Source organism: Scatolibacter rhodanostii, from assembly GCF_900197595.1.
In the GTDB taxonomy this organism is placed as follows: domain Bacteria; phylum Bacillota; class Clostridia; order Oscillospirales; family Acutalibacteraceae; genus Scatolibacter; species Scatolibacter rhodanostii.
In genome coordinates this window covers 18,344-42,623 of record NZ_FZLO01000006.1, presented here as the reverse complement: position 1 = coordinate 42,623, position 24,280 = coordinate 18,344, and the positions used below count along the sequence as shown (strand labels likewise).

Here is a 24,280-nt window from a genome sequence, read left to right as displayed (position 1 = left end):
CTTATCCATGGAGGACACCTCCGTTGTTCTGAGATTCATAAACTTCACGATAAATAGAGCTGTTTTGCATAAGTTCGTCATGTGTGCCGACAGCATTCACAATACCATCATCCAAGACAATAATCTTGTCAGCGTCTTGTACGGAGGAAACACGCTGTGCAATGATAATCTTAGTTACTTCAGGGATATATTCACGGAAAGACTGACGAATTAAGGTATCGGTTTTCGTGTCGACGGCGCTAGTAGAGTCATCTAAAATCAAGATTTTAGGGTTCTTCAGCAGGGCGCGCGCAATACAAAGGCGCTGCCGTTGACCACCTGAAACATTGGAACCGCCCTGCTCAATATAAGTATCATATTTCTCAGGAAATTCTTCAATAAAGTCAGCCGCTTGAGCCAGTTTGCACACTTGAATAATTTCTTCATCAGTGGCATGCTCATTACCCCAGCGCAGGTTTTCTTTAATTGTGCCAGAGAATAAGATGTTTTTTTGCAAAACCATGGCTACACTGTCGCGTAGTGTTTTTAAATCATATTGTTTTACGTTAATGCCGCCAACAGATAGGGTTCCGTGTTCTACATCATAAAGTCGGGGAATCAGCTGAACCAAACTGGATTTAGAAGAACCTGTGCCGCCGATAATACCGACAGTCTCGCCAGAAGCAATAGAAATCTCGATATCGTTCAGCACCGGCTTGTCAGCTCGCCTGTTATAAGAAAAAGTAACGTGATCAAAGTGAATAGAGCCGTCTGTCAGGGAGAAAATGGGATTTTCTCCATTTTGCAAGTCGCTTTCTTCATCCAAAACTTCTACAATTCTTTCTGCGGAAGCACGAGCAATGATAATCATAACAAAAACCATAGAAAGCATCATTAAGCTCATCAAGATTTGCATCGCATAAGTAATTAAAGTAGCGAGCTCACCAGTAGAAAGACCGATGGCTGCATTGTTCCCACTGAATAAGATTTCTTTGGCACCAAACCACGAAAGCAAGAGCATACTGGCATAGAGACAAAACTGCATGATAGGCATATTCAGTGAATTTATTTTGCCTGCTTTTGTAAAATCGTTAAAAATGGAGGTAGAAATTTCTTCAAATTTGTTTTCTTCAAAGTCTTCACGTGTGTAGGATTTTACAACACGAATACCGTGTAGATTTTCTTGGACAATATTGTTTAGGGTATCATATTTGCGAAATACACGGACAAAAAGGGGATGAACCTTTGTGATGATAAGATAAAGACTTACTCCTAAAATAGGGATAACTCCCAGAAAGATAAGAGATAGTTTTGCATCAATCCGAAAGGAAAAGATTAGCGCAAAAATAATCATTGCCGGCGCACGTACCGCTAAACGCGTAATCATCTGAAAAGCATTTTGTACGTTTGAAACGTCGGTGGTCAAACGTGTAATAATACTTGACGGTGAAAATTTGTCAATATTAGAGAAAGAAAAATTCTGTACATTATAGAACATGTCCTGCCTTAGATTTTTGGCAAATCCGCAGCCAGACACAGCACTGCTTTGTGCGGATAAAACACCAAAAAGCAGAGAAAGACCAGCAAAAATCACTAACAAAACCCCAATTTTCAAGACATAAGACATATCTTTTTTAGCGATTCCATTATCAATTAAAAAGGCCATTAATGTGGGAATAATGATTTCAAGAACCGACTCTAACAATACATATACAGGTGTGAGAATGGTACTCTTTTTATACTCTCTCACACTTCCTAAAAGTTTTTTAATCATAGAAACCTCACTCAATTTATTGCATACTAGAAATATTATTTTTCATTTTGTCTAAAAAGAAAAGAAGTGTTTTGACGTCATCTTCGGAAAAGTCTTTTAAAAGAAGCTCTTCCATTTTACGGGAGTCTTCTCGCATAAGACCACAAATTTCCCATGCCTTGTCAGTAAGCACTATTTTTTTAAGACGAGCGTCTTGCGCAACAGAGTGGCGCTCAATTAACCCTTTTTGTTCCATGAGGGTAAGGACTTTTGAAGCAGTTGAACGAGTAATCGTGAAATAATCTTCAATATCTCTTTGAAAAATATCCTTTTGAGAATTATCAGCGAGATAGCTAATAATCCAACCGTTATTTCCTGTTACTGTGTCAACCTCATTCTTATGAGAAGAAAATTCAAAATAGCGTCGAATCAAGTTGTTTAAAGAGCGTAGCTCGCGTCCTACTTTTTTTGTTGTCATACCCCATTTCCTTCCGTATTGTTGTATATCGAATTGTTGGACATAGAACTATTATAGCAACTATATTTTGACTCGTCAATTTCTTTATTGACTGTATTTTCGAAAAAAATTAAATGGAATTTTTGGTTAATGTGACGGAATAATAGGAGCAACCCCTTGTCTGTTTGTAATATGAAGCAATATTTTTATTCTAAAATCTTGCACCTAATTGTTTTTATCTGTAGAATTGATTATACTGGGGGTAATAGCTTGGTAAAATATAAACTACAATGATAGTTTGACAGATAAGGCATGAACAAGAGATTTGGGCAATAGGAGTGGAAACTGTTATGGGCAGTTATTATGAAAGAGTACAGCCGGATTTTGGTATACCAGCACGCATTCATGCAGAAGAAAAAGCACATATGAGATACCACTATCCTTTGCATTGGCATGAATATATAGAGTTTGATTTAGTAACAGATGGGGTGTTAAAAGGGAAGATAAACGGAGAAGAGGTACTGGTATATCCCGGGGATTTTTTCTTTGCCAACAGCGGTGAACTGCATGAAACCGACCGCCAGGGAGAGGAAAAAATGCGTGCTTTTTCCCTCTTGCTTTCTTATGATTTAGTGAAGCAATATTGTCCCGATGCAGACTCATATCGATTTAGTTTTGAAGGCAAAGCAGAAATTAAGAAAGAAGTGGCGGCGTTAATCGCTGAATGTATTGAAATTCGCCGCAAAAAAGAAGAGCTTTATCAGCTCAAGCTTTCGGTAATCTTGCATCAAATTTGCTATATTTTACTGAAAGAGTGTCGCCAAATCAAAGATGAATCGAATAAAAACAAAAACAGTGACCAAAAGAAAACGGAATATGCAAAAAAAATTATTCGCTATTTAGAAGAACACTATACACAAAATTTGACCTTGCAAAGCGTAGCCGATGAGGTGGGCATGGCACCTACTTATTTTTCGCGGTTTATCCGGAAAACTACAGGGGATAGTTTTTATGGCTACTTAACCCGTATTCGCCTTTATCATGCCTATGCAGAATTAATGGGCACCGAAGATTCTATTACAGAAATTGCACTTAACAATGGTTTTGCCAATGTAAAATCTTTTATTGAAGCTTTTCGAAGAACATATGAGACCACTCCTGCCAAATATCGTGCGCTCAAAAAAGATACAAATTGACAATAAGGAGTTAGCAATTCGCTATATTTTCGATTTTTCACGTGTTAAAATAGCTTCAGCAAGTTAAAGCATTGGAAAATGAACTGTCAGTGTGGAACACCCCCCCTGCTGCAAGCGATACTGTTCATTTTCATAGCAGATAACGGGTTCAAATAACTTTAATAGGTTGAGTGATACGTGTGAGAAATCAAGAAGGGCGGCGGGTAATTTGCATAAAGATTTAGATAGAGCATTTGAACGATTGGTTGACATTCTCAAAAAAGACGAGCGCTGCAAGGGTGGGTGGCATTATGGTTCTATCAGTCGTGCGCAACAAGACATCTATTCTGACTATGACCCAGTTTTTTTAGTGTCAGGAAAAGATTTTGAGGCATTTGCAGCTGATGTACCTCAAATGTTTGTAAAAGCAGCAGATGAACTGCTTATTTTTTGGGGCGAAGATTTTAACGATGAGAATTTCAAAAATTATTGCACGGTTATTCGGGTGGGTGAAAATTTACACCAGTTAGATTTTTTTATCATCAATCAAGATGCACCCGATGCGTGGATGTGCCGCCAACACTGTAAAGGCTGTACAAAAGATCACATTATTTTTGATTGCAGTGGTGAAGTAGAAGCCTTTCTTAGCCAAGGATATCGAACCGATAATACAATACCTGACACTATGCGCGCTATCGACACGTTTTGGTTTCATACAGAAATGCTGATTAAATATTTCAAGCGCAATGACATTTTTAAGCTGATTAAAAATGTAGATATTATTTTTCAGTCACACGTAGATTTGCTGTTAAGCGGTTATGATACACTTGACTGGGGTTCGTGGGAAAGTAAAATTAAACATTGTGTGCCAAAGGAAAAACAAGAACATCTTTTAGTTTACCGAACTTCTCCCATTTTGGCAGAGATAGAAATAGCTGTAAAAAAATCAATGTTACTTTTTGAAGAGGATGCTAAATTGATTTGTCAGCAAAAAGGTTTGATGTATCCAGAGCATGCAGCGACTCAAATTCGAGAATATTTTTATAAGCGATTAGCCTGTGAAAATTGGGAAGTATAAAATTACAAACAGTCATACATAAGATTGGTTTGCTTCTATTAAGGGCAAACCAATTTGTGTTTATATTTTGGAAAGCAAAATAACTAAAAAATAAAATAAATTATCCTTATTGTTTTTAGATAAAAACAATAAAATAAATTGGACAATTGACTTTTTCCTTGGTATAATAATATAAATCAGAAATAAGTAAAAAGACCAATATGGGGAAGTATAGATGAAAAAGCGTAGTATAAAGAAAAAAATTCAAGGATATAGAGCAGTTGATGGTGCAGGAGTAAGCATGGTTCGTGTGCTAAACGATGCTACCATGAAAGAGTTTGATCCGTTTTTAATGCTAGATACATTTGATTCGACTGATCCTCATGATTATCTGGCAGGTTTTCCTACTCATCCTCATAGAGGGATGGAAACCGTGACGTATTTGATTCAAGGAGAAATTGAACACAAAGACAGCCTTGGTAATAAAGGAACCATTCATTCTGGTGAGAGCCAATGGATGACCGCCGGAAGCGGTATTATGCATCAAGAAATGCCTCAAGCAGCGGATAGAATGCTAGGTTTCCAGCTATGGCTCAACATGCCTAAAAAAGATAAAATGGCAGAGCCGGCCTATCTTGAAATCACACAAAAAATGATGCCTGTGGCAGAAAAAGAAAAGGCAAAAGTACGGATTTTGTCAGGGGATTTTGATGGTCTGACTGGCGTGAAACCTCGGCATATTCCGGCTAATATCTATGACATTTCAATTTTGGCTGGTGGACAAATCGATATTCCTACAAAGCCAAATGAAAATGTCTTTGTCTTCTTAATAGAAGGTGATGCTGTCATTGATGGACAAGATATTGCTTGTAAAACAGCTGTTTTGTTTGGTGAAGGCGATTTTATTACCATAGCATCTAAACCCGATGCAGAGGTAAGAGTTATTTTCTTTTCAGCAGAACCGCTGCACGAGTCGATTGCATGGGGAGGACCCATTGTTATGAATACGAATGACGAGCTCCGAAAAGCCTTTCTTGAATTAAATCAAGGCACGTTTATCAAACATCGCCCTATCTAACAAATTCTGATGGAATAGTTCTTATGTAATGAAAGTAATGGGAAAATGAATTGCCGGTTTAAGGCGCATTTTCAATGAAATCATGAAGTTCACGTTTAAACAGATTTATACAATCATATATAAAGGAGTTATGTAAAATGAAAAAAATAGTAGCAGTTGTAGGTTCTTTTAGAGAGAATTCTTTTAATAAGCAGTTGGCTTTAAAGGTGAAAGAAATGATGAAGGGTGAGGCAGAGCTTGAAGTTTTAGAGTATAGCGATGTTCCTTTGTTCAATGAAGATATTGAATTTCCCGCACCAAAAGAAGTTAGCCGCGTTAGAGAGAAAATTAAGGCAGCAGATGGCGTATGGTTCTTTACACCGGAGTACAATCACTCTTATCCGGGTGTGTTAAAGAATTTGTTGGACTGGCTTTCTCGCCCTGTTAGCCAAGAAGAGCCCCAAGTGCTGTTTGGCAAAGCGGCTGCAATGAGTGGTGCAGCATATGGCATGCCCGGCACAGCAACAGCGCAAGAATATTTAATTCCTCTTCTTTTCTTTTTCAACATGAGACTAATGAATTCTCCCCGCGTTACGGTTGGCAATATCGGTGAACAATTGGATCAGAATGGAAAAGTTCAATTGTCCCCCAATAGCGCAAAGTTTTTAGAAGATCAGGTAAAAGCATTTTTAGCTTTCACAGACTAAGGCTTTTAAGAAATTAAAAACAGCAGAACGACTTCCTTTTTAAGAAGTTGTTCTGCTGTTTTATTTTTATTACTATGCTTATCAAGCGAAGTTTCTTGTTTTATAGAGTACAAATAACCAAGAAAATGTTATTGCATAACAAAGCCGCCGTTAGGAGAAAGAACTTGTCCAGTTACATAAGAAGCTTTCAAGATATATTCCATAGCGCCTGCAATATCTTCAACATCTCCAATTTTCCCCAAAGGAATGGTAGAAGCCAAAGCGTTTAGTTCGTCTTGGTTTACGCCGCGGAGCATGTCTGTCATAATCATGCCTGGAGCAATAACGTTGACTCTTACTTTACGAGAAGAGAATTCTACAGCTAAAGCACGGCTAAGACCGATTACGCCGCTTTTTGTAGCGCAATAGTCAGCTTGATTAGTAACACCGACAAGTCCGCCGACAGAAGAAATATTGATAATATTAGCTTCATTATCTAGCATATGAGGTAGAGCCAAGTGGCACATATGCAGAAGGCTGATTAAGTTTACGTTAATGACATTTTCATATTGCTCTCTTGTAATGTCGATGAAGTTAGAGTTATTGGTGATACCAGCGTTGTTAATCAAAACATCAATTTTACCGCCAAATTTTTCTACAGCTGCTTTAACAAGAGTTTCACAATCTTCATATTTGCCCACATCAGCGCGAACAACCAATGTTTCTGCACCATATTTTTCTGTAATTTCTTTAGCCAAATCATCAGATAGTGCTTTAGAACTGTCGCTTCTATAGTTGATAACGACATTATAGCCCATTTCGCCTAGTTTTAGTGCCATGCCACGTCCGATGCCACGTGATCCGCCGGTGATAATTGCTGTTTTTGCCATAATAAATTCCTCCCAAAATGTTGTAAGCAGAGACAATACTCTTTGCTGATTTAGATAGCTATATAGATAATAGCATATCGGTATAATCGTGTCAATCAGACACTTTTTTTAAATTGTCCCATTTTTAAGAAAATAAAATAGGGTAACCTCCTTGTCATTTTCAAAAAAACAGATAGACAAATATGGTGTTTTTATCTCCGTTGTTACAATGGATTAATAGGAATTTTAAAATTTCTTTGATGACTATAGAGCCAGTGAGACAGGCTTATAAAAAATAAAAACAACAAAAATACTTTATACAGAGCTGTGCGATAAAAGTGAACCACCGTGCATATCTTTAAAAATAAACAATAAAATAATAGTTTGGAGGATTGCACATGAATGACTACTCAAATTTGTGGACTAAACTGAAGATCGATTTACCATATCCGTCAGTGACGCTGACAAAAAGTGATTGTCAGTATGTGGCGATGTTATCAGATGCCTATGCCGGAAAAGGTTCAGAGAGCACTTCGTCCAATCAATATTTAGTACACAGATTTTATTTGCAAGCGTTCCCTGAAATTGAGGAGGCCTACCAAATTCTTGCTTCTACAGAGAGAACTCATCAAAAACTATTGGGAAATCTTATTTTTGAGTTAGGCTCGCCACCAAACCTGTTTTCTCAAACAACAAATTGTTATTGGAGTGGAGGCTTTGTACATAAGCGAAACCGCCTGATTCCTATTTTTGAATCGGATGCACAGGAGGAGAGAGCCGCAATTGCTCACTATAAAGTAATGATTCAAACAGTTACCAATAAAAGTATGCAAGATTTATTCAAGCGGATTATTATGGACGAGGAGCTGCACCTCGCTTACCTCGAATCATTGATAGCCGAATTCAAAAAAGCTTCTCCCTCAACATAATTTTTCTAAATTGTAATGGCAGAGAAATTTAAGTGCAATGATTATGTTGAAGTTTATTCGTTATTTTGCTATACTAAACAAATATATGTACTTAGATTTTACTAGACTAGAAAATAAAAGTTGATTTGTAAATAAGACATATGTAAAAAGATAAATGAGGTGTAAAATGGGTGCTGAAAAGGAATTTCTTTCGGGATTGTCTACGCAGGCAATTAAAAGATTGCCTTATTATTTGCAATATTTGCGAACACTATCAGATGATGGTGTAAAAAATGTGTCAGCGCCCATGATTGCAGCGCATTTTCAATATACAGAGATTCAAGTGCGCAAAGATTTTGCTGCCGTTAGTTCTGTAAAAGGAAAGCCAAAATCGGGCTTTCCCATTCAAGATTTAATAGGCAGTATGGAGCGTATTTTAGGCTATCATAATGTTGACCAAGCCGTTTTGGTTGGTACAGGTTTATTGGGAAAAGCGTTGCTTTCTTATCGGCAATTTGAAGAATATGGTTTGCAAATCGTGATGGCCTTTGATCGCAACAAAAATAACATCGGCAAAACAATCAATGGCAAAAAGATAGTTTCGCAAGAAAAAATAGCAGATTTGTGTAGCCGAATGAAAGTGTCTATTGGGATTATCACAGTTCCCGAGGATCAAGCACAAATTGTGTGTGACCAGCTGATTGCAGGCGGAGTGAAGGCCATTTGGAACTTTGCCCCCGTACATTTAATGGTTGATTCTCACATTTTGGTGCAGAATGAAAATATGGCTGCATCGCTGGCTCTTCTGTCAAAACACTTGCAAGAGCAAATGGAGCATGATGCCCGGGAGGAATAAATGAATACGATTTTTTTTAAATATGTTATCGAAGTAGAACGCACACGTTCGATTACACAGGCGGCAGAAAATCTTTTCATGGCACAACCTAACTTGAGCAAAGCAATTAAAGAAATAGAAGAATCACTGGGTTTTGCCATTTTTAAGAGAACCTCCAAAGGGGTTATCCCCACACCCAAAGGGAACGAGTTCTTAGACTATGCGAGAAACATTGCGTCCCAGCTTGACAAGATTGATTCATTGTCAAAACCGAAAGAGGCGGGCAGTCAGTCTTTCAATATTTCAATTCCCCGAGGCAGTTATATCTCCCATGCATTTATTCATTTTGTTGAAGAATTGAACCGCGAAGAAGAGATTAACCTTAACTTGCAAGAAACAAATGCGATGACTACCATTGACAATGTAGCTACGGGACGTTTTGATCTGGGCGTTATTCGCTATCAAACAGCGTATGAACGATATTTTTTGGATTTTTTAAAGGACAAGCAGCTTTGCCATGAATCAATTTGGGAATTTGAATATCTTGTGCTGATGTCTAAAGATAGTTTGTTGGCAAAAGAACCGCAGGTAGAGCATCCGTACTTAGATAAATTAACAGAAATCATTCATGGAGACAATGTGATTCCCTATCTATCAGCCAATGGAGAAAGTTTGCCGCAACATTCTGGCGCTGGCAAGAAAAAGATTTATCTCTATGAACGCTGCAATCAGTTTGAATTGCTCTCCGCTATTCCTGACACGTATATGTGGGTTTCGCCAATTCCCAAAGACTATTTGATGCGCTATAGATTGATTCAACGTCCGTGCAGTGTACAGGGCAACCAATATCGAGATATACTGGTTTATGCAAAGGGATATCAATTTACAGATTTAGACCGCAAATTTATTGATAAACTTTATCAAACAAAAGATGAAGTGGCAAAAATGCAAGAGTAATAATGATAGTGATAATCTAAGAATACGATATCTGCATATCGATATATATATATCGATATGCAGATATCGTATTTCATTTTTAAAGAAAAGATTGATAAAATATAAACAACCACTAGAGTTACGTATGTGAATAGGAGGCAATATAGTTATGGCAAGATTTACATTACCGAGAGATTTATATCACGGAAAAGGTTCAATTGACGCATTAAAAGGATTGACAGGCAAGCGTGCTATCGTTGTGGTTGGCGGCGGCAGCATGAAACGCTTTGGTTTCCTAGATAAAATTGTGAACAACTTAAAAGAAGCTGGTATGGAAGTAGAGCTTTTTGAAAACGTTGAGCCAGACCCATCAGTAGAAACAGTTATGAAGGGTGCCGCTGCCATGACAGCGTTCCAACCTGACTGGATTGTATCTGTTGGCGGCGGTTCTCCCATTGATGCTGCAAAAGCAATGTGGGCTTTCTATGAATATCCTGATGTTACTTTTGATTCTCTTTGCATTCCGTTTAACTTCCCAACTTTGCGCACAAAAGCTAAATTCTGTGCCATTCCATCTACTTCAGGAACAGCAACAGAAGTAACCGCTTTCTCAGTTATTACTGATTATCAAAAAGGCATTAAGTACCCATTGGCTGACTTCAATATCACACCTGATGTTGCTATTGTTGACCCTGATTTGGCAGAAACCATGCCTAAGAAACTCACAGCTCATACGGGTATGGATGCAATGACTCATGCTATTGAAGCTTATGTTTCTACCTTGAACTCTGATTATACTGACCCGCTTGCTTTGCATGCGATTAAAATGGTTAGCGAAAACTTGATTGCTTCTTACAATGGCGACATGGAAGCTCGTGCTAAAATGCACAATGCACAGTGCCTTGCTGGCATGGCTTTCTCTAACGCATTGTTGGGTATTGTTCACTCCATGGCTCATAAAACCGGTGCGGCTTATTCCGGCGGACATATCGTACATGGCTGTGCAAACGCTATGTATCTGCCCAAGGTTATCAAATTTAATGCAAAAGAACCTGCCGCAGCAAAACGCTATGAAGAAATTGCTGTGTCACTAGGTCTTGAAGCTTCTGTTGATGCTTTGATTCAGCACATTCAGAAGATGAACAAAGAACTCGATATCCCAACCTGCATTAAGGACTATGAAGGCGGAATCATCGACGAAAAAGAATTCTTGGAGAAACTGCCTCAGGTTGCAGAACTGGCTGTTGGCGATGCTTGCACAGGTTCAAACCCAAGAACCATTACACCAGCTGAGATGGAAAAACTTCTTAAATGCTGCTATTTTGATGAAGAAGTCGACTTCTAATTCTTGCGCAAAGGCATTTTGAGAAAATTAAATCATGAAAAAATGGTTGTTACTTTAGTAGAGCAGCAACCATTTTTTTAGATAAAAATGACTTGAGGACTTTAAAATGGAGAATCGATATACGCTAAACAAAGGAGAATGAATTTTGGATAACGTAAGGCCCATTTCAAAACAAACGCTGAAGCGCCTGCCCGTTTATCTAAACTATCTTAAATCTTTAACCCAAGAGAAAACGGCTACTACATCAGCAACACAAATAGCACAGGCTTTGGGATTTCATGATGTACAGGTACGTAAAGATTTAGCGGCAGTGAGCAGCGGCGGCAAGCCGAGAGTGGGATATGTTATCAGGGATTTGGTGTATGAACTGGAAGATTATTTAGGATATAACAATACAGATTGTGCTGTGTTGGTAGGAACGGGTAAACTGGGGAAAGTTCTGATGGAATATCAGGGCTTCAGTCAATATAATATCGAAATTGTAGCAGGGTTTGATGTGGACTGCCGCGTTGTCGGTACCAGTGTTGGCGGCAAGAAGATTCTGTCTGCAGAAAAGCTCAAAAGCTTATGCAATCGGTTAAATATTAAGCTTGGTATTATAGCAGTACCTGAAGAAGAAGCACAGCAGGTCTGTGAGCAAATGATTGAAAGTGGAATTATTGCCATTTGGAATTTTGCTCAGTTGAATTTGTGTGTGCCGGATGGTGTACTTGTGCAAAACGAAAATATAGGAAGCTCACTGGCCGTTCTAACGAAATATCTTTCAGAAAAAGTAAGCTGGTAAGCAAAGAAAGCGGAGGATACCTGTGAAAATTACAGTTTGTATTGGCAGCTCCTGCTATTTGAAAGGCTCTAAATCAGTCATCAAAGAACTGCAAAGATTATTGGAGGAGAACAATCTTCAAAATCAAGTGGAGCTTTGCGGTGCTTTTTGTATGGGAAGATGCACAGAAGGCGTTTGTGTTACAGTGGGAGAAAATCTGTTTTCGCTTAGACCGGATAACACACAAGATTTTTTTGAAAGTGAAATTCAGAAAAATTTCCTGTAAAGAAAACAAAAATAAGAAGAGGAGTGAGAATCAGTGCCAGAACATTTGCAATTTAAAAAATCAAACTGCAAAAATTGCTATCGTTGTATTCGGGTTTGCCCTGTCAAATCGATTCGTTTTTCTGACGACCAAGCTAATATTATTGCTGAAAGCTGCATTTTGTGTGGAAACTGCTTTCGAAACTGTCCTCAAAATGCAAAAGAAATCCGCAATGATGTCGAAAAAGCAAAAGCTTTTATTCGAAGCGGGGCACCGGTTTATGTTAGCTTAGCACCTTCTTTTGTTGCAAACTATAGCGGTGTAACACGCCCTGCCATGGAAAAGGCACTCAAGCAACTGGGCTTTGCAGGCGCAGAAGAAACAGCCATTGGGGCGACCATTGTCAAAAGGCAGTATGAGACATTGACAAAGTCTGGAGAAAATAAAGTGATTATTTCTTCTTGCTGCCATACTGTGAACCTATTGATTGAAAAATACTATCCTGATGCGTTGCCGTATCTCGCCAAAGTAATCACGCCGATGGATGCTCATGCTATGGACATCAAGAGGAGAATACCAGAGGCAAAGACCGTATTTATCGGACCGTGTCTGTCTAAAAAGGCAGAGGCAGAAATAGAGGGTCATCATACCGATTGCGTTTTGACTTTTGAAGAACTGACTACTTGGCTGGCAGAAGAAAATATTGTTTTTGAATCGCTTTCAGATTTATCTGAAAAGGGAAGAGCCAGATTTTTCCCTACAGCGGGTGGGATTTTAAAAACAATGAATGAAAAAAGCCCCGAATATGATTACATTGCTATTGATGGCTTAGAGAACTGCATGCAAGCAATTGACGATATTCTTCATGAACGGCTTGAAAACTGTTTTATCGAGATGTCAGCCTGTTCAGGAAGTTGTATCGGAGGGCCTGCCATGGACAAAGGCCATCACTCTCCGGTAAAAGACTTTATAGAAGTTAGTCGATATGCCAGAGAAGATGATTTTGAAATATCTGATTACAATGAAACCGTTCTCACCAGAGAATATAAGGACTTGGCAGTTCGGCAGATGATGCCCGGAGAAGCTGCGATTGAAGAAATTCTTCGTAAAATTGGAAAAACCAAACCCGAAGATGAGCTCAACTGCGGCAGCTGTGGCTATAATACCTGTCGAGATAAGGCAAGAGCTGTCTTACAAGGCAAGGCCAACATCAACATGTGTTTGCCCTTTTTGAAAGAAAAGGCCGAATCGTTTTCAGACAATATCATTCAAAATACACCGAATGCCATTTTAGTGTTGAGTGAAGAGCTTGAAATACAGCAAATTAATGATGCAGCTTGCTTGTTTTTGAAAGTAGGGGATAGAGCAAATGTGCTGGGTGAACACGTAGTACGCCTTTTAGATCCCACACCATTTATCAATGCCTATGAGCAGCAAGAAAATGTCTATGACAAGCAAGTTTATTTGGCAGATTATCAAAAATATGCCGAGCAAACAGTTATCTATGACAGGAATTTCCGTATTTTGATTTGTATTATGCGTGATGTGACAGAAGAAACGATTGAACGAGAGAAGAAAGAAAAAATACGCAAAAAGACGATGGAAATTACCGACAATGTTATCGTCAAGCAGATGTTGGCCGTGCAAGAGATTGCTTCTTTGTTGGGTGAAACAACAGCTGAAACCAAGGTGGCTCTGACCAAGCTAAAGGAGTCTTTGCGTGATGAATAACCTTTGCGCCGATGTCGGCTATGTCAGCCTAAACAAGTTTGGTGAACAGCTTTGCGGAGATCATATTGAAACCGTCCTCAAAGACGACATGACAGTGATTGTACTGGCAGATGGCTTGGGCAGCGGTGTCAAGGCAAATATCTTATCCACACTCACGGCTAAAATTATTTCGACGATGATGGCAAATGATTTGAGCGTAGAAGAATGTGTGTCTGCTATTGCGGCTACGCTGCCAATCTGCAAAGTGCGTGAAATTGCCTATTCAACCTTCACCATCTTACGGGTCGTGGAGAATGAAGAGATTGAAATCATTCAGTATGACAATCCGCACGTTATTTTGCTGAGAGAAGGCAAAAACTACGATTACAGCAAAACATCCGAAGAAATTGACGGAAAGACCATCTATAAATCAAAAATTAGGCTGCAAGAGGACGATACCTTTCTCATGATTAGCGACGGCGCTGTACATGCCGGTGTGGGACGTGACCTAAACTTTGGGTGGCTGAGAAAAGATATCATTCAATTTATGGAGGCTGTCTATCGAGAAGAATATACGGCCAAAACACTTAGTTCGATTTTGATTGAACAGTGCCGTGTTCTCTATGCAGAGGAACCTGGCGATGATACAACAGTGTGCGCATTAAAGATTAGAGAACGCAAACCGATGAATTTGCTGATTGGTCCTCCGGCAGACCCGCAGGATGTCAGTAAGATGATGTCCCTGTTTTTTGCTAGACAAGGGCAACATATTGTTTGCGGTGGAACCACTTCGGCGCTGGCGGCTGAATATCTGCAAAAACCACTTTTAGTGGGAGATCTAACGGGTCTCGAGTCTGATATTCCGCCCATGGCCGCGATAGAAGGTGCTGATTTAGTGACAGAGGGCATCATTACAGTCAATCGCGTGCTGGAATACGCCAAAGACTATTTGCAGGAAAACAAACGTTATCATGAATGGGGTCGTAACCAAGACGGAGCTTCACGCATTGCAAGGATGCTATTTGAAGAAGCCACCGACATCAATTTTTTTGTAGGAAAAGCCGTTAATCCAGCGCATCAGAATCCCAATTTACCCATTGGGTTCAATATAAAGATGAAGCTTATCGATGAGCTTGCCGAATGCCTAAAGCAGATGGGCAAGAAAATCAGGGTAAGTTATTTCTAAGGCTTGCCTGATAAGCTTAGAAGGTGGATGGGAGATAGAATCAAAATCAGCAAAAGATTTACTGACGACCATGTAACGGAAAGAAGTAAGTCTTCCCCCAATTGTTTTAATTTGACAGACCAAACTTTAACCATGGAGGAAATGAAAATATGAGCCAAGCATCTCTTTACGCAGTAGTTGACAGTATTTTAGAAGAGATTGGGAACAGGGAAAGAAATTTGATTGCCGTATTGCAAAGCATTCAAGAGCATTTTCGCTATTTGCCAAAAGAAATCTTTCCGTACCTTTCCAAAAAGATAGGAATTAGTGAAGCTAAAATTTATAGTGTGGCAACTTTTTATGAAAACTTTTCTTTAGAGCCAAAGGGCAAATTTGTTATTAAAGTTTGTGACGGAACGGCTTGCCACGTTAGAAAATCTATTCCGATTTTGGAAAGACTTCGCAAAGATTTAACTCTTTCTGCCAGCAAATCTACGACCGATGATCTCAATTTTACGGTAGAAACCGTATCTTGTCTGGGTGCCTGCGGGCTTGCTCCGGTTATTACGGTCAACGACAAGGTTTATCCTGCTATGACGCCTGATAAAGCGACAGAACTGGTAAACCAATTGAAAGGAGAACTGTAATATGCCGCTGACAACCAGAGAAGAACTGAGAGAACTGCGTGGTAAATATGAGCAATCTCTCACAGCTGAAAAGAAAAAAATTCTTGTTTGTGCCGGAACAGGCTGTATCTCAAGTGGTTCCCTTGAAATTTACGACCGATTGATTGCCTTAATGAAAGAACAAAACATTGATTGTGCGGTTGAATTGGAAGAAGAACCACATGAGCAAACTGTCGGCATGAAAAAGAGCGGCTGTCATGGTTTTTGTGAAATGGGCCCCCTTTTGCGTGTAGAACCGCAAGGCTGGCTCTATACTAAAGTGAAACTGGAAGATTGCGAAGATATCATTGAAAAGACCATTGCCAAAGGCGAGCACATCGAACGCCTTGCTTACCAAAAGGGCGGCACTGTGAGCAAAAAACAAGATGAAATTCCTTTTTATCAGAAGCAAACTCGCTTGGTACTGGAGCATTGCGGTCACATTGATGCGACTTCAATTAAAGAATATTTTGGAATCGGTGGTTATCAAGCGTTTGAAAAAGCATTGTTTGATATGTCAGCTGATGATATTATTGCTGAAATTTCGGACTCTAACCTTCGTGGACGAGGCGGCGGTGGTTTCCCTGCTGGCCGCAAATGGAAACAGGTTAAAAGTCAGCAAACAGAAGAAAAATACATTGTCTGCAATGGTGACGAGGGTGATCCCGGTGCTTTCATGGACAGAAGTATCATGGAAGGCGACCCGCATAGATTGCTTGAGGGCATGATGATTGCTGCTCTGGCTTGCGGTTCAAAAGAGGGGTATATCTACGTTCGTGCTGAATATCCGATGGCCGTCAGCCGATTGAAAACCGCTATTGCGCAAGCAATGGAATACGGTCTTTTGGGCGACAATATTTTAGGCAGCAATTTTAGCTTTCATCTGCATATCAATCGTGGAGCAGGTGCTTTTGTCTGTGGTGAAGGTAGCGCTTTAACAGCTTCTATTGAGGGTAAAAGGGGTATGCCCCGTGTAAAACCGCCTAGAACGGTGGAACAGGGCTTATTTGACAAGCCTACTGTACTCAATAACGTAGAAACCTTTGCAAACGTGCCACTCATCATTACGAACGGGCAAAAGTGGTATAAGAGTATTGGACCCGAAAATAGCCCTGGTACAAAAGCATTTGCACTGACAGGTAACATTGAAAATACGGGCCTGATTGAAGTGCCTATGGGTACAACACTCAGAGAAATTATCTTTGACATCGGCGGCGGTATGCGTGACGGCGGTGAGTTTAAAGCTGTGCAAATCGGTGGGCCGTCCGGCGGCTGTTTGACACAAAAGCACCTTGATTTGCCCCTTGATTTCGACTCGCTCAAAAAAGCGGGAGCCATGATTGGTTCAGGCGGACTTGTGGTCATGGACGATAAAACCTGTATGGTAGAAGTCGCCAGATTTTTCATGAGTTTTACACAGAATGAATCCTGCGGGAAATGTGTGCCTTGCCGTGAGGGTACCAAAAGAATGCTTGAAATTCTGGAGAGAATTGTTGAGGGGAATGGTCAAGACGGCGACATTGAACTCTTGTTAGAGCTTGCCGACACCATTTCTGCTACAGCACTCTGCGGACTCGGTAAAACAGCAGCTTTCCCTGTTGTCAGCACCATTGAAAATTTCCGTGATGAATATGAAGCTCATATCTATGCCAAACGCTGCCCGTCGGGTACTTGCCAAAAATTAAAATCCATTGTGATTATTGCTGACCAGTGCAAGGGCTGTTCCAAATGCTCAAGAGCTTGTCCGGTTAGCGCAATCAGCGGGAAAATTAAAGAACCGTTTGTCATTGATCAAGAAAAATGCATTAAGTGCGGCGCATGTATTTCGACTTGCCCGTTCCACGCGATACAGGAGGGTTAATGGGTTATGAATACAAAACAATTTATGACAATTGATGGCACACCGGTGGAAATAGGTGAAGAGAAGAACCTATTGGAACTGATTCGTAAAGTGGGCATCAAGATGCCGACATTCTGCTATCATACCGAACTTTCTGTTTATGGCGCTTGCCGTATGTGTATGGTCGAAAATGAATGGGGCGGTTTAGATGCTGCTTGTTCCACGCCCCCTAAAGCGGGTGCAGTAATTCAAACCAATACAGCTAAGCTTCGCAAATACCGTAAAAACATCTTGGAACTTCTGCTAGCCAATCATTGCCGTGACTGCACGACCTGCAGCAATAACGGAAAGTGTAAACTGCAAGATTTAGCGATGCGTTTTAATATTCAGGGAGTTCGTTTCCCAAATGGCAAAACCGAACCTAAGCTAGACGATTCTTCTCTTTGCATTACACGTGATACCAATAAGTGCATTCTTTGTGGTGACTGTGTGCGTGTTTGCAATGAGATTCAAGATGTCGGTGCCATTGATTTTGCCCGCCGTGGTTCAAAGATGACCATCAGCACCGCTTTTGATAGACCGATTGCCAATTCTCCTTGTGTTGGCTGCGGACAATGTGCGGCAGTTTGCCCCACGGGTGCGATTGTAGTCAAAGATGATTCCAAAAAAGTTTGGAAAGCGCTTGACGATAAAAACACACGAGTATCCGTTCAAATTGCTCCTGCTGTGCGTGTTGCGCTTGGAAAAGAACTGGGTGTGGATGACGGCGAAAATGCAATGGGCAAAATTGTAGCGGTTTTGCGCCATATGGGCTTTGATGATATTTATGATACTTCAACCGGAGCGGATATGACGGTTTTGGAGGAATCTGCAGAATTTTTGAGACGATTGGATACGGAACAGGAATTTCCTCTTTTCACTTCATGCTGTCCGGCATGGGTGCAATTTTGTGAAAAACATCACCCCGAATTGCTTCCTCATGTTTCTACCTGCCGTTCTCCGATGGAAATGTTTGCTGCTGTTATCAAAGAGCATGCGAAAGATTCTGATAAAAAAATGTTTCACGTGGCTGTTATGCCTTGCACGGCTAAAAAATATGAGGCTGCCCGTGAAGAATTTAAAATAGAAGATATGCCTAATGTAGATGCTGTTATCACGACACAAGAAATGATTCGTATGGTGAAAGAATCAGGAATCATTTTCTCTGACTTTGAGCCAGAAGCCGTGGATATGCCTTTTGGCATGATGTCAGGAGCCGGTGTGATTTTTGGTGTCAGCGGTGGTGTAACCGAAGCGGTTCTACGCCGATTGGCCGCCGATAAATCGAAAACAGGTTTGATATCCATTGCCTATCAAGGTGTTCGTGGTATGGAGGGCGTAAAAGAAACGCAAATCCCTTATGGTGACAAAGTTCTGAAAATAGCCATTGTCAGCGGACTGAAAAATGCGAATAACTTAATTGAAAGTATAAAAAATGGTGAGCACTATGACTTTGTAGAAGTTATGGCTTGCCCCGGTGGCTGCGTTAGTGGTGCCGGTCAACCATATGTGGATTCTGCACTCAGAGCAAGTCGAGGAAAAGGTCTTTATCGTGCCGACAAACAGTGCAATATCAACCGCTCAGAAGAAAACCCGCTGATGACCTCACTTTATGACGGTCTGCTCAAAGGAAAAGTTCATGAACTCTTGCATGTGGACTATCTCAAAAGCGGCAAACACTAATCTGCGCAAAGCAGAACATGAAACAGCTTACAACTTATAATTTGCCATGCTATATATAGCGACAATCCCCTTTCGGTTCTCAACCAAACCGATAGGGGATTGTCGCATTTAGAAAGTATTATTAGAGTAGGAAAAGACAAAACTGACTACTAAAAAAAGAAAAGAGGACAAGTGAATGCCCTGCTTTCTAATTATTTTTACTGGCAGACTAGAAGAAAAATTACGTAAACTAGTTGTTAAAATGCGATTTTAAGCAATGGCAAAGTAGAGCAAGACAATAATGCCAAGCACAATACGGTACCAGCCAAAGGCTTTAAAATCATGTTTCTTAATAAAATTCATTAGGAATTTTATTACCAGAATCGATACAACAAAGGCAACTGCCATGCCGATGACTAATATTAACAGTTCTGTACTTGTAAAAGCAAGACCAAATTTTAAGATTTTAATAGCACTTAGGCCAAACATAACGGGGACAGCCAAGAAAAACGTAAATTCTGCGGCAGCTACACGAGACACGCCAATGAGAAGAGCGCCAATAATGGTTGCGCCCGAACGAGAAGTGCCAGGGATGATGGAAAGCACTTGAAATAGACCAATTAGTAAAGCTGTTTGATAAGTAATATCAGAGAGCTTATTAATACGAGGTGTCCGTTTCTTGTTCCAAGTTTCAACCAGTATAAAGGCTATACCATAAACAATGAGTGCGGCGGCGATTACCACAGGAGTGCGTAGGTGAGCATCAATAAAATCGTCAAATAAAATGGTTACAATGGCTCCGGGGATACAGGCAATAACCACTTTGAGCCAGATAGAAAGAGTTTCTTTTTTAAGCAGAGGTTTGTTAACAGTGACATTAACCCACACAGAATCTGTTTCTTTTTTGACTATCTGCTTGTGCCGATTTTCAAGCTGAAGAGGAAGCATTTTGCGCCAGAATATAACGACGACCGCTAAAATTGCACCCAGCTGAATCACAACAAAAAACATTTCTTTGAAGGCATCACTGGTATTCAGTTGTAAAAACTGATCGACAAGTAGCATATGACCAGTACTGCTGATGGGTAACCACTCGGTAATTCCTTCAACGATTCCCAAAAAAATTACTTTTAAAATCTCTATCAAATTTAGTTCCATTTTCCAAGGTCTCCTTTTTGAAAAGCAAACATTACAAAATTTGCATGTTTTTAAATCATACCACTTCCATACTAATCTGCCAAGATGAACGAGTAAGTCTTTATATAAATGTAAGGTTTTGGTTGTATATAGGTAGATTTGAAACAAAGCGACCGTTGATTTGAGGGTACTATTTTGCAGAGAACTAATTTTTTAGTGGTGTAAAGACGTATTCAAGTTTAAAAACTTTCAGCACCGCTCCAGCAAGATGACAAACTAGAATAGCTAGTAGAAATAAATTCTGGTTATTCTTTGGCGTTCACAGATTGCACAAGTTGATTCAGATGATCATATAAAACCCAATCTTTGTTTTTAGGGGAAGTAAAGGGGGGAATACCGCCCAAAGAATCGAGATAGAGAGTGTTGTTAAGCAACTGTTCTGGCATGTTTTTTTCAATGATTTTTTGGAATGTATTCGGATAAGAGTTGCAGAAGAAAAAGACAGTTTTTTTGGTGAGAAGTGTATCCATATTTTGTTCAATAAAGTTTTTTAAAGGTTTATATATTTTTCCCATTCTCACACCTGAACCTAAAATGACAATATCATAGTTTTTTATAGCCGGTATCTGTTTTGCTATATCACATAGAGTGCAATCTTTAATTTTAGTGGAAATTAATTCTGCACATTCTCGGGTTGCACCCGATTTTGTGGCATATACAATTAATGTTTTCATAAAAGATTATCCTTTCTTTTTTGTTTGAGAAAGAGTGACAAGGCCTAAGCATAAGGTAAGGATAGAAAATAAAACGGCAGATATCCCTGTGTACATATGGAAGTCTAAAGAACTAAGGTCACTTATTTGGTTTGCTCTTATCCATAGACCACAAACCATAGTAGATAGCAGAAGTAGTACGGTGATAATAGCGCTAATGATAGTTGCTGTTTTCATTGTTAAAACCTCCTCTTATGAGTTATCTATTAAATTGTTGATAAGCGTGTCTATAAAAATGGTTCGCTGGTTTTTGTCAGCGAGGTCAATACCGCTATAGCTATAAAAAGAATCGTGGTTAAGACCTGTGACTTGAATGGGATAAAGGATTTGCAAAGCAATTACTTTCAATTCGGTATCATTTTTTTTGTCTCCAAAAATCTGTTTTAGTAGCGGAAGTAAATAAGAGGGAGTTCGCATATTGCCATTCATGATATCGCGGGATAGAATGAAATGCATGATCTTTTCTTTTTTATCGGAAAGGGAATAGAGTTCTTTTAACATGGCCTTAAGAGTCTCTATAGGATTGAAGCTTCCTTCTTTTGTTAGTTGAGAAAAATTTGAAATGATGTCAGACATGGTATCGCCAATAGCAAGACTTAATAAATTATCCTTACTTTTAAAATGATAATTGATTAAACCAATGCCAACATTCGCTTGTTTTGCGATTTGGCGTACAGTTATTTTTTCTATGTCGTCTGTTTCAGTAATCAAAGTTTTAGTTACGCCTATAATTAGCAGTTGTGTAGATTGTTCTTTAGGGGTCATAAATAACGTCTCCAGTTGAATCATTATTGAACATGTTCAATTTAGCAAATAAATCAATTCATGTCAAATGATTTCGTAAAATAAAAATATTTAAAGGGAGAGAATAAGGAAATAAATATGCGATTATTTTCATTTAAATTATCAGCATTAGGGATAATGAATAAATCATGTATAGACAAAATAAAAACCGCTTAAACGAAATGTTTAAGCGGCTAGTCAAAGGAATCTTAAAAAAAGATTATCAATATTTTGCTATAATTTATATCTCTCAAATGCTTTTTCTGCATCAAGGTGAATCTCTTTGAAAACCAAGAACAGCCAAATTAAAAATGAGCCGGCAGCAGCGTATGGAGATACGAAGTAACTCAGAATAGCACCTGCAATAAATAGTATAAACCAAACTAAAAAAGAATTTCTCATGTTATTACTCATTTTTAAACGGTCATACTGTTTTTGTTCTTGTAGAGACAAAGAATTAAATCCACTGATTAATGTAGCTGCTCGTTCTTTCAATAATGCAAAAATAGCAGCCAACATCAAAAATGCTCCAGCCATTAGAAGACAAATAATTAGACCAATGTTCATTAAAATAAACCTCCTACGCTATAATTGAGTTTCTCTCTATAGGGTATCACAAAAACAGAATAAAGTCATGTATAAGTGTAAATTCTAAACATGGTTTTATGCGGGAAAAGAGATTGCGAGGAAAAAGAGAGATTAGAGTTTGAAATATATAGAAGAAAATGTGTACAAAGAAAAAATAAAACTCCACAGACCGCATAAAAGCTAGGCTGTGGAGTTATTTGGTGGAGATGGCGAGAACGGAAACCTCCTTTTATTGCTATTTATTGAAACTTAAAATCATAGAAAAAACGGCTTAAACACTGGATTCTTCTGCATGTAATTTTAATTCTATTTACTAATAAAATAGACGATTTTACATTTATCGTGGGTGAATCGTGGATGGTTTCGGGCGATTTCCATAAACCAAAAAATCCCTGTCACCAATCAAGGCGGCAGGGATTACTCTATGTTTGATTAAATTTTAAGCACCTGACCGGGATAAATCAAATTAGGATTGCTGATACCATTTTTAGCGGCAACGGCTTGATAGGTTGTACCATACTTGCTGGCAATGCCACTGAGCGTATCGCCTGATTTCACCACATAGGTTTGTGCGGTGGGTGCAGAAGCAACACTTCCTGAGACTTTCAAAACCTGACCGGGATAAATAAGATTCGGATTTGCTATGCCGTTGAGATTGGCAAGGTTTTGATACGTTGTGCCGTACCGTGAAGCAATTCCGCTGAGTGTATCACCCGATTGGACGGTGTAAGTATTGCTAGCTGGTTGTGGTGCGGGTGCTGGCGGTGTAACCACGGGTGCGGACGGTGTTGGTGCAATAGGTGTTTTAGTAGCAAACTCCTTGTAGGAATAGTTGCCGTCAAAGCCCTTGCCTCCGATTTGATAGGCATCTGTAAACTGCCAAATGTCACAGTCTTTGCCGTAAGTTAGCGTATTGTTCCATTGGGCTACCCATTTCGGATATTTGTCCAAGCGATTGCTGGATAATTGATTTTTGAACCAAGCCAAGAATGAGTAAATACCAACATAGTACCCTGCCTCTTTGACCGTATCACAGAATGTTTCGCAGATAGAAACCAAATCTGAATTGGCTTGGGTTTTATCCTCAACATCATACCATACACCATAAACAGGATTACTGTTCTTTAAAAGCCGCAAAGCGTGAGCCGCTTCACTTTTAGCCATGTCCGTATTTGTAGCGTAGGAATACAAATAAACACCGTATGGCATTCTGTGTTCTTCACACTTTTTTAAATTAGCGAAATACTGGGCATCATCTTGATGCGCCATATCATTGCCAAAGCCACACCGTAGAATGACAAATTCCACTCCTGCAGATTTCAAAGCATTGAAATCCACATTCCCATTTGCATAAGAAATATCAACACCGAATTTTTTACTCATATTATTTTTCCTCGCTTTCTTTAATTTCCGGCAGTCCTGCTACCGATGTCAACACCGACAATACTCCTGCCAATGCTGATGCACTTGCTACTAGCGGCCAATTAACCTCGCCCATAGCAATAGCGGTGCCAATTGTGGCTACTGCTGTCTGCGCTACTGTTTTTACGGCTCTGATTCCTGCTGCTTTTAACCATTTTTTATTCATGTTAATTCTCCTTTTCTAAGTCACCAATTCGGTGATTTGCCACTTTCATCTGTTCGGCCATTACAGCTTGATTTTGCTCAAGCCTAAAAGTGCGTTCAATTACCGTATTGTGTTTATCTACCTTTTTTTCTAACTGCTCGATACGATAGTTAGTTAGTCTCGCTCCTGCTATTACGCCAATCGCAGAGCCTAACACTGTACCCAAGCATGATACAACCGCTACTATAATATTGCTGTCCAAATTA

The 24,280-nt window shown here is 39.5% G+C and carries 26 protein-coding genes; 15 read left to right on the top strand and 11 right to left on the bottom strand.

The features are described from left to right. Position 1: 1 nt before the first annotated feature. Both CS931_RS11125 and CS931_RS11120 read right to left on the bottom strand, forming a co-directional pair. Complete coding sequence (locus tag CS931_RS11125; RefSeq protein WP_099205944.1) at positions 2 to 1,753, bottom strand: ABC transporter ATP-binding protein; 1,752 nt, start codon at positions 1,751 to 1,753, stop codon at positions 2 to 4. 16 nt (positions 1,754 to 1,769) lie between these two features. Beyond that, positions 1,770 to 2,210 (bottom strand): MarR family winged helix-turn-helix transcriptional regulator, encoded by a 441-nt coding sequence (locus CS931_RS11120; protein WP_099205942.1) that lies wholly within the window; start codon positions 2,208 to 2,210, stop codon positions 1,770 to 1,772. A 329-nt stretch (positions 2,211 to 2,539) separates the two neighbouring features. Between CS931_RS11120 and CS931_RS11115 the strand changes: the two genes are divergently transcribed. The 4 genes from CS931_RS11115 to CS931_RS11100 all read left to right on the top strand — a co-directional run bounded on the left by CS931_RS11115 (position 2,540) and on the right by CS931_RS11100 (position 6,185). Continuing rightward, positions 2,540 to 3,385 carry a helix-turn-helix transcriptional regulator gene (locus CS931_RS11115; RefSeq protein ID WP_099205941.1) on the top strand — a complete coding sequence of 282 codons (846 nt, stop codon included), beginning with the start codon at positions 2,540 to 2,542 and terminating at the stop codon, positions 3,383 to 3,385. A 208-nt stretch (positions 3,386 to 3,593) separates the two neighbouring features. After that, positions 3,594 to 4,442: an aminoglycoside 6-adenylyltransferase gene (locus CS931_RS11110; RefSeq protein WP_099205939.1), complete on the top strand. Its 849-nt coding sequence runs from the start codon at positions 3,594 to 3,596 to the stop codon at positions 4,440 to 4,442. A 214-nt stretch (positions 4,443 to 4,656) separates the two neighbouring features. Then, positions 4,657 to 5,499 carry a pirin family protein gene (locus CS931_RS11105; protein WP_099205937.1) on the top strand — a complete coding sequence of 281 codons (843 nt, stop codon included), beginning with the start codon at positions 4,657 to 4,659 and terminating at the stop codon, positions 5,497 to 5,499. 137 nt (positions 5,500 to 5,636) lie between these two features. Continuing rightward, entirely contained in the window at positions 5,637 to 6,185 is a 549-nt protein-coding gene (locus CS931_RS11100; protein WP_099205936.1) for an NADPH-dependent FMN reductase, read from the top strand. A gap of 128 nt (positions 6,186 to 6,313) precedes the next feature. On the opposite strand, the gene CS931_RS11095 is transcribed toward CS931_RS11100, so the two are convergent. Further along, positions 6,314 to 7,054 (bottom strand): SDR family NAD(P)-dependent oxidoreductase, encoded by a 741-nt coding sequence (locus CS931_RS11095; protein ID WP_099205934.1) that lies wholly within the window; start codon positions 7,052 to 7,054, stop codon positions 6,314 to 6,316. A gap of 377 nt (positions 7,055 to 7,431) precedes the next feature. On the opposite strand from CS931_RS11095, the gene CS931_RS11090 reads away from it, so the two are divergent. From CS931_RS11090 to CS931_RS11040, 11 genes are all read left to right on the top strand, one after another. Then, positions 7,432 to 7,962: a ferritin family protein gene (locus CS931_RS11090; RefSeq protein ID WP_099205932.1), complete on the top strand. Its 531-nt coding sequence runs from the start codon at positions 7,432 to 7,434 to the stop codon at positions 7,960 to 7,962. Positions 7,963 to 8,128: 166 nt separating this feature from the next. Next, positions 8,129 to 8,797, top strand: coding sequence for a redox-sensing transcriptional repressor Rex (locus CS931_RS11085; protein WP_099205930.1), 669 nt, complete (start codon positions 8,129 to 8,131; stop codon positions 8,795 to 8,797). Next, positions 8,798 to 9,733: a LysR family transcriptional regulator gene (locus tag CS931_RS11080; protein ID WP_099205928.1), complete on the top strand. Its 936-nt coding sequence runs from the start codon at positions 8,798 to 8,800 to the stop codon at positions 9,731 to 9,733. A gap of 148 nt (positions 9,734 to 9,881) precedes the next feature. Continuing rightward, the gene (locus tag CS931_RS11075; protein ID WP_099205926.1) at positions 9,882 to 11,057 is read left to right on the top strand and encodes an iron-containing alcohol dehydrogenase; all 1,176 of its coding nucleotides are present in this window, start codon (positions 9,882 to 9,884) and stop codon (positions 11,055 to 11,057) included. 145 nt (positions 11,058 to 11,202) lie between these two features. Then, positions 11,203 to 11,841 carry a redox-sensing transcriptional repressor Rex gene (locus CS931_RS11070; protein ID WP_099205924.1) on the top strand — a complete coding sequence of 213 codons (639 nt, stop codon included), beginning with the start codon at positions 11,203 to 11,205 and terminating at the stop codon, positions 11,839 to 11,841. A gap of 22 nt (positions 11,842 to 11,863) precedes the next feature. Continuing rightward, positions 11,864 to 12,106: a (2Fe-2S) ferredoxin domain-containing protein gene (locus CS931_RS11065; protein WP_099205922.1), complete on the top strand. Its 243-nt coding sequence runs from the start codon at positions 11,864 to 11,866 to the stop codon at positions 12,104 to 12,106. Between the two features lie 33 nt (positions 12,107 to 12,139). Next, a complete protein-coding gene (locus CS931_RS11060; protein WP_099205920.1) occupies positions 12,140 to 13,816 on the top strand; it encodes a [Fe-Fe] hydrogenase large subunit C-terminal domain-containing protein in 1,677 nt (558 codons plus the stop codon). Continuing rightward, the gene (locus CS931_RS11055; protein WP_099205918.1) at positions 13,809 to 14,981 is read left to right on the top strand and encodes a SpoIIE family protein phosphatase; all 1,173 of its coding nucleotides are present in this window, start codon (positions 13,809 to 13,811) and stop codon (positions 14,979 to 14,981) included. The genes CS931_RS11060 and CS931_RS11055 overlap by 8 nt, the downstream gene beginning before the upstream one ends. A gap of 149 nt (positions 14,982 to 15,130) precedes the next feature. Beyond that, positions 15,131 to 15,607, top strand: a complete 477-nt coding sequence (locus tag CS931_RS11050) for an NADH-quinone oxidoreductase subunit NuoE family protein (protein ID WP_099205916.1) — start codon at positions 15,131 to 15,133, stop codon at positions 15,605 to 15,607. 1 nt (position 15,608) lies between these two features. Continuing rightward, complete coding sequence (locus CS931_RS11045; protein ID WP_099205915.1) at positions 15,609 to 17,486, top strand: NADH-quinone oxidoreductase subunit NuoF; 1,878 nt, start codon at positions 15,609 to 15,611, stop codon at positions 17,484 to 17,486. Positions 17,487 to 17,492: 6 nt separating this feature from the next. Further along, on the top strand, positions 17,493 to 19,187 hold the full coding sequence (locus tag CS931_RS11040; RefSeq protein ID WP_099205913.1) for a [FeFe] hydrogenase, group A: 1,695 nt from the start codon (positions 17,493 to 17,495) through the stop codon (positions 19,185 to 19,187). Positions 19,188 to 19,436: 249 nt separating this feature from the next. On the opposite strand, the gene CS931_RS11035 is transcribed toward CS931_RS11040, so the two are convergent. From CS931_RS11035 to CS931_RS11000, 8 genes are all read right to left on the bottom strand, one after another. After that, the gene (locus CS931_RS11035) at positions 19,437 to 20,324 is read right to left on the bottom strand and encodes an undecaprenyl-diphosphate phosphatase (RefSeq protein WP_099205911.1); all 888 of its coding nucleotides are present in this window, start codon (positions 20,322 to 20,324) and stop codon (positions 19,437 to 19,439) included. Between the two features lie 284 nt (positions 20,325 to 20,608). Then, entirely contained in the window at positions 20,609 to 21,037 is a 429-nt protein-coding gene (locus CS931_RS11030) for a flavodoxin domain-containing protein (protein ID WP_099205909.1), read from the bottom strand. Between the two features lie 6 nt (positions 21,038 to 21,043). Then, positions 21,044 to 21,253 (bottom strand): hypothetical protein, encoded by a 210-nt coding sequence (locus CS931_RS11025; protein ID WP_099205907.1) that lies wholly within the window; start codon positions 21,251 to 21,253, stop codon positions 21,044 to 21,046. Between the two features lie 15 nt (positions 21,254 to 21,268). After that, positions 21,269 to 21,841, bottom strand: coding sequence for a TetR/AcrR family transcriptional regulator (locus tag CS931_RS11020; RefSeq protein WP_099205905.1), 573 nt, complete (start codon positions 21,839 to 21,841; stop codon positions 21,269 to 21,271). Positions 21,842 to 22,093: 252 nt separating this feature from the next. After that, entirely contained in the window at positions 22,094 to 22,426 is a 333-nt protein-coding gene (locus CS931_RS11015) for a DUF3784 domain-containing protein (protein ID WP_099205903.1), read from the bottom strand. A 453-nt stretch (positions 22,427 to 22,879) separates the two neighbouring features. Further along, a complete protein-coding gene (locus CS931_RS13090; protein ID WP_099205901.1) occupies positions 22,880 to 23,830 on the bottom strand; it encodes a LysM peptidoglycan-binding domain-containing protein in 951 nt (316 codons plus the stop codon). Position 23,831: 1 nt separating this feature from the next. Further along, positions 23,832 to 24,035 carry a holin gene (locus CS931_RS11005; RefSeq protein WP_099205899.1) on the bottom strand — a complete coding sequence of 68 codons (204 nt, stop codon included), beginning with the start codon at positions 24,033 to 24,035 and terminating at the stop codon, positions 23,832 to 23,834. Position 24,036: 1 nt separating this feature from the next. Next, positions 24,037 to 24,276 (bottom strand): hypothetical protein, encoded by a 240-nt coding sequence (locus CS931_RS11000; RefSeq protein WP_099205897.1) that lies wholly within the window; start codon positions 24,274 to 24,276, stop codon positions 24,037 to 24,039. Between the last annotated feature and the right edge of the window lie 4 nt (positions 24,277 to 24,280).

What these genes read in the sequence shown, in the direction of transcription:
- CS931_RS11055 (WP_099205918.1), top strand. Translation starts at nt 13,809, where the DNA reads ATGAATAACCTTTGCGCCGATGTCGGCTATGTCAGCCTAAACAAGTTT.
- CS931_RS11120 (WP_099205942.1), bottom strand. Translation starts at nt 2,210, where the DNA reads ATGACAACAAAAAAAGTAGGACGCGAGCTACGCTCTTTAAACAACTTG.
- CS931_RS11040 (WP_099205913.1), top strand. Translation starts at nt 17,493, where the DNA reads ATGAATACAAAACAATTTATGACAATTGATGGCACACCGGTGGAAATA.
- CS931_RS11045 (WP_099205915.1), top strand. Translation starts at nt 15,609, where the DNA reads ATGCCGCTGACAACCAGAGAAGAACTGAGAGAACTGCGTGGTAAATAT.
- CS931_RS11100 (WP_099205936.1), top strand. Translation starts at nt 5,637, where the DNA reads ATGAAAAAAATAGTAGCAGTTGTAGGTTCTTTTAGAGAGAATTCTTTT.
- CS931_RS11020 (WP_099205905.1), bottom strand. Translation starts at nt 21,841, where the DNA reads ATGACCCCTAAAGAACAATCTACACAACTGCTAATTATAGGCGTAACT.
- CS931_RS11030 (WP_099205909.1), bottom strand. Translation starts at nt 21,037, where the DNA reads ATGAAAACATTAATTGTATATGCCACAAAATCGGGTGCAACCCGAGAA.
- CS931_RS11090 (WP_099205932.1), top strand. Translation starts at nt 7,432, where the DNA reads ATGAATGACTACTCAAATTTGTGGACTAAACTGAAGATCGATTTACCA.
- CS931_RS11050 (WP_099205916.1), top strand. Translation starts at nt 15,131, where the DNA reads ATGAGCCAAGCATCTCTTTACGCAGTAGTTGACAGTATTTTAGAAGAG.
- CS931_RS11015 (WP_099205903.1), bottom strand. Translation starts at nt 22,426, where the DNA reads ATGAACATTGGTCTAATTATTTGTCTTCTAATGGCTGGAGCATTTTTG.
- CS931_RS11085 (WP_099205930.1), top strand. Translation starts at nt 8,129, where the DNA reads ATGGGTGCTGAAAAGGAATTTCTTTCGGGATTGTCTACGCAGGCAATT.
- CS931_RS11080 (WP_099205928.1), top strand. Translation starts at nt 8,798, where the DNA reads ATGAATACGATTTTTTTTAAATATGTTATCGAAGTAGAACGCACACGT.
- CS931_RS11115 (WP_099205941.1), top strand. Translation starts at nt 2,540, where the DNA reads ATGGGCAGTTATTATGAAAGAGTACAGCCGGATTTTGGTATACCAGCA.
- CS931_RS11125 (WP_099205944.1), bottom strand. Translation starts at nt 1,753, where the DNA reads ATGATTAAAAAACTTTTAGGAAGTGTGAGAGAGTATAAAAAGAGTACC.
- CS931_RS11025 (WP_099205907.1), bottom strand. Translation starts at nt 21,253, where the DNA reads ATGAAAACAGCAACTATCATTAGCGCTATTATCACCGTACTACTTCTG.
- CS931_RS13090 (WP_099205901.1), bottom strand. Translation starts at nt 23,830, where the DNA reads ATGAGTAAAAAATTCGGTGTTGATATTTCTTATGCAAATGGGAATGTG.
- CS931_RS11035 (WP_099205911.1), bottom strand. Translation starts at nt 20,324, where the DNA reads ATGGAACTAAATTTGATAGAGATTTTAAAAGTAATTTTTTTGGGAATC.
- CS931_RS11005 (WP_099205899.1), bottom strand. Translation starts at nt 24,035, where the DNA reads ATGAATAAAAAATGGTTAAAAGCAGCAGGAATCAGAGCCGTAAAAACA.
- CS931_RS11095 (WP_099205934.1), bottom strand. Translation starts at nt 7,054, where the DNA reads ATGGCAAAAACAGCAATTATCACCGGCGGATCACGTGGCATCGGACGT.
- CS931_RS11075 (WP_099205926.1), top strand. Translation starts at nt 9,882, where the DNA reads ATGGCAAGATTTACATTACCGAGAGATTTATATCACGGAAAAGGTTCA.
- CS931_RS11105 (WP_099205937.1), top strand. Translation starts at nt 4,657, where the DNA reads ATGAAAAAGCGTAGTATAAAGAAAAAAATTCAAGGATATAGAGCAGTT.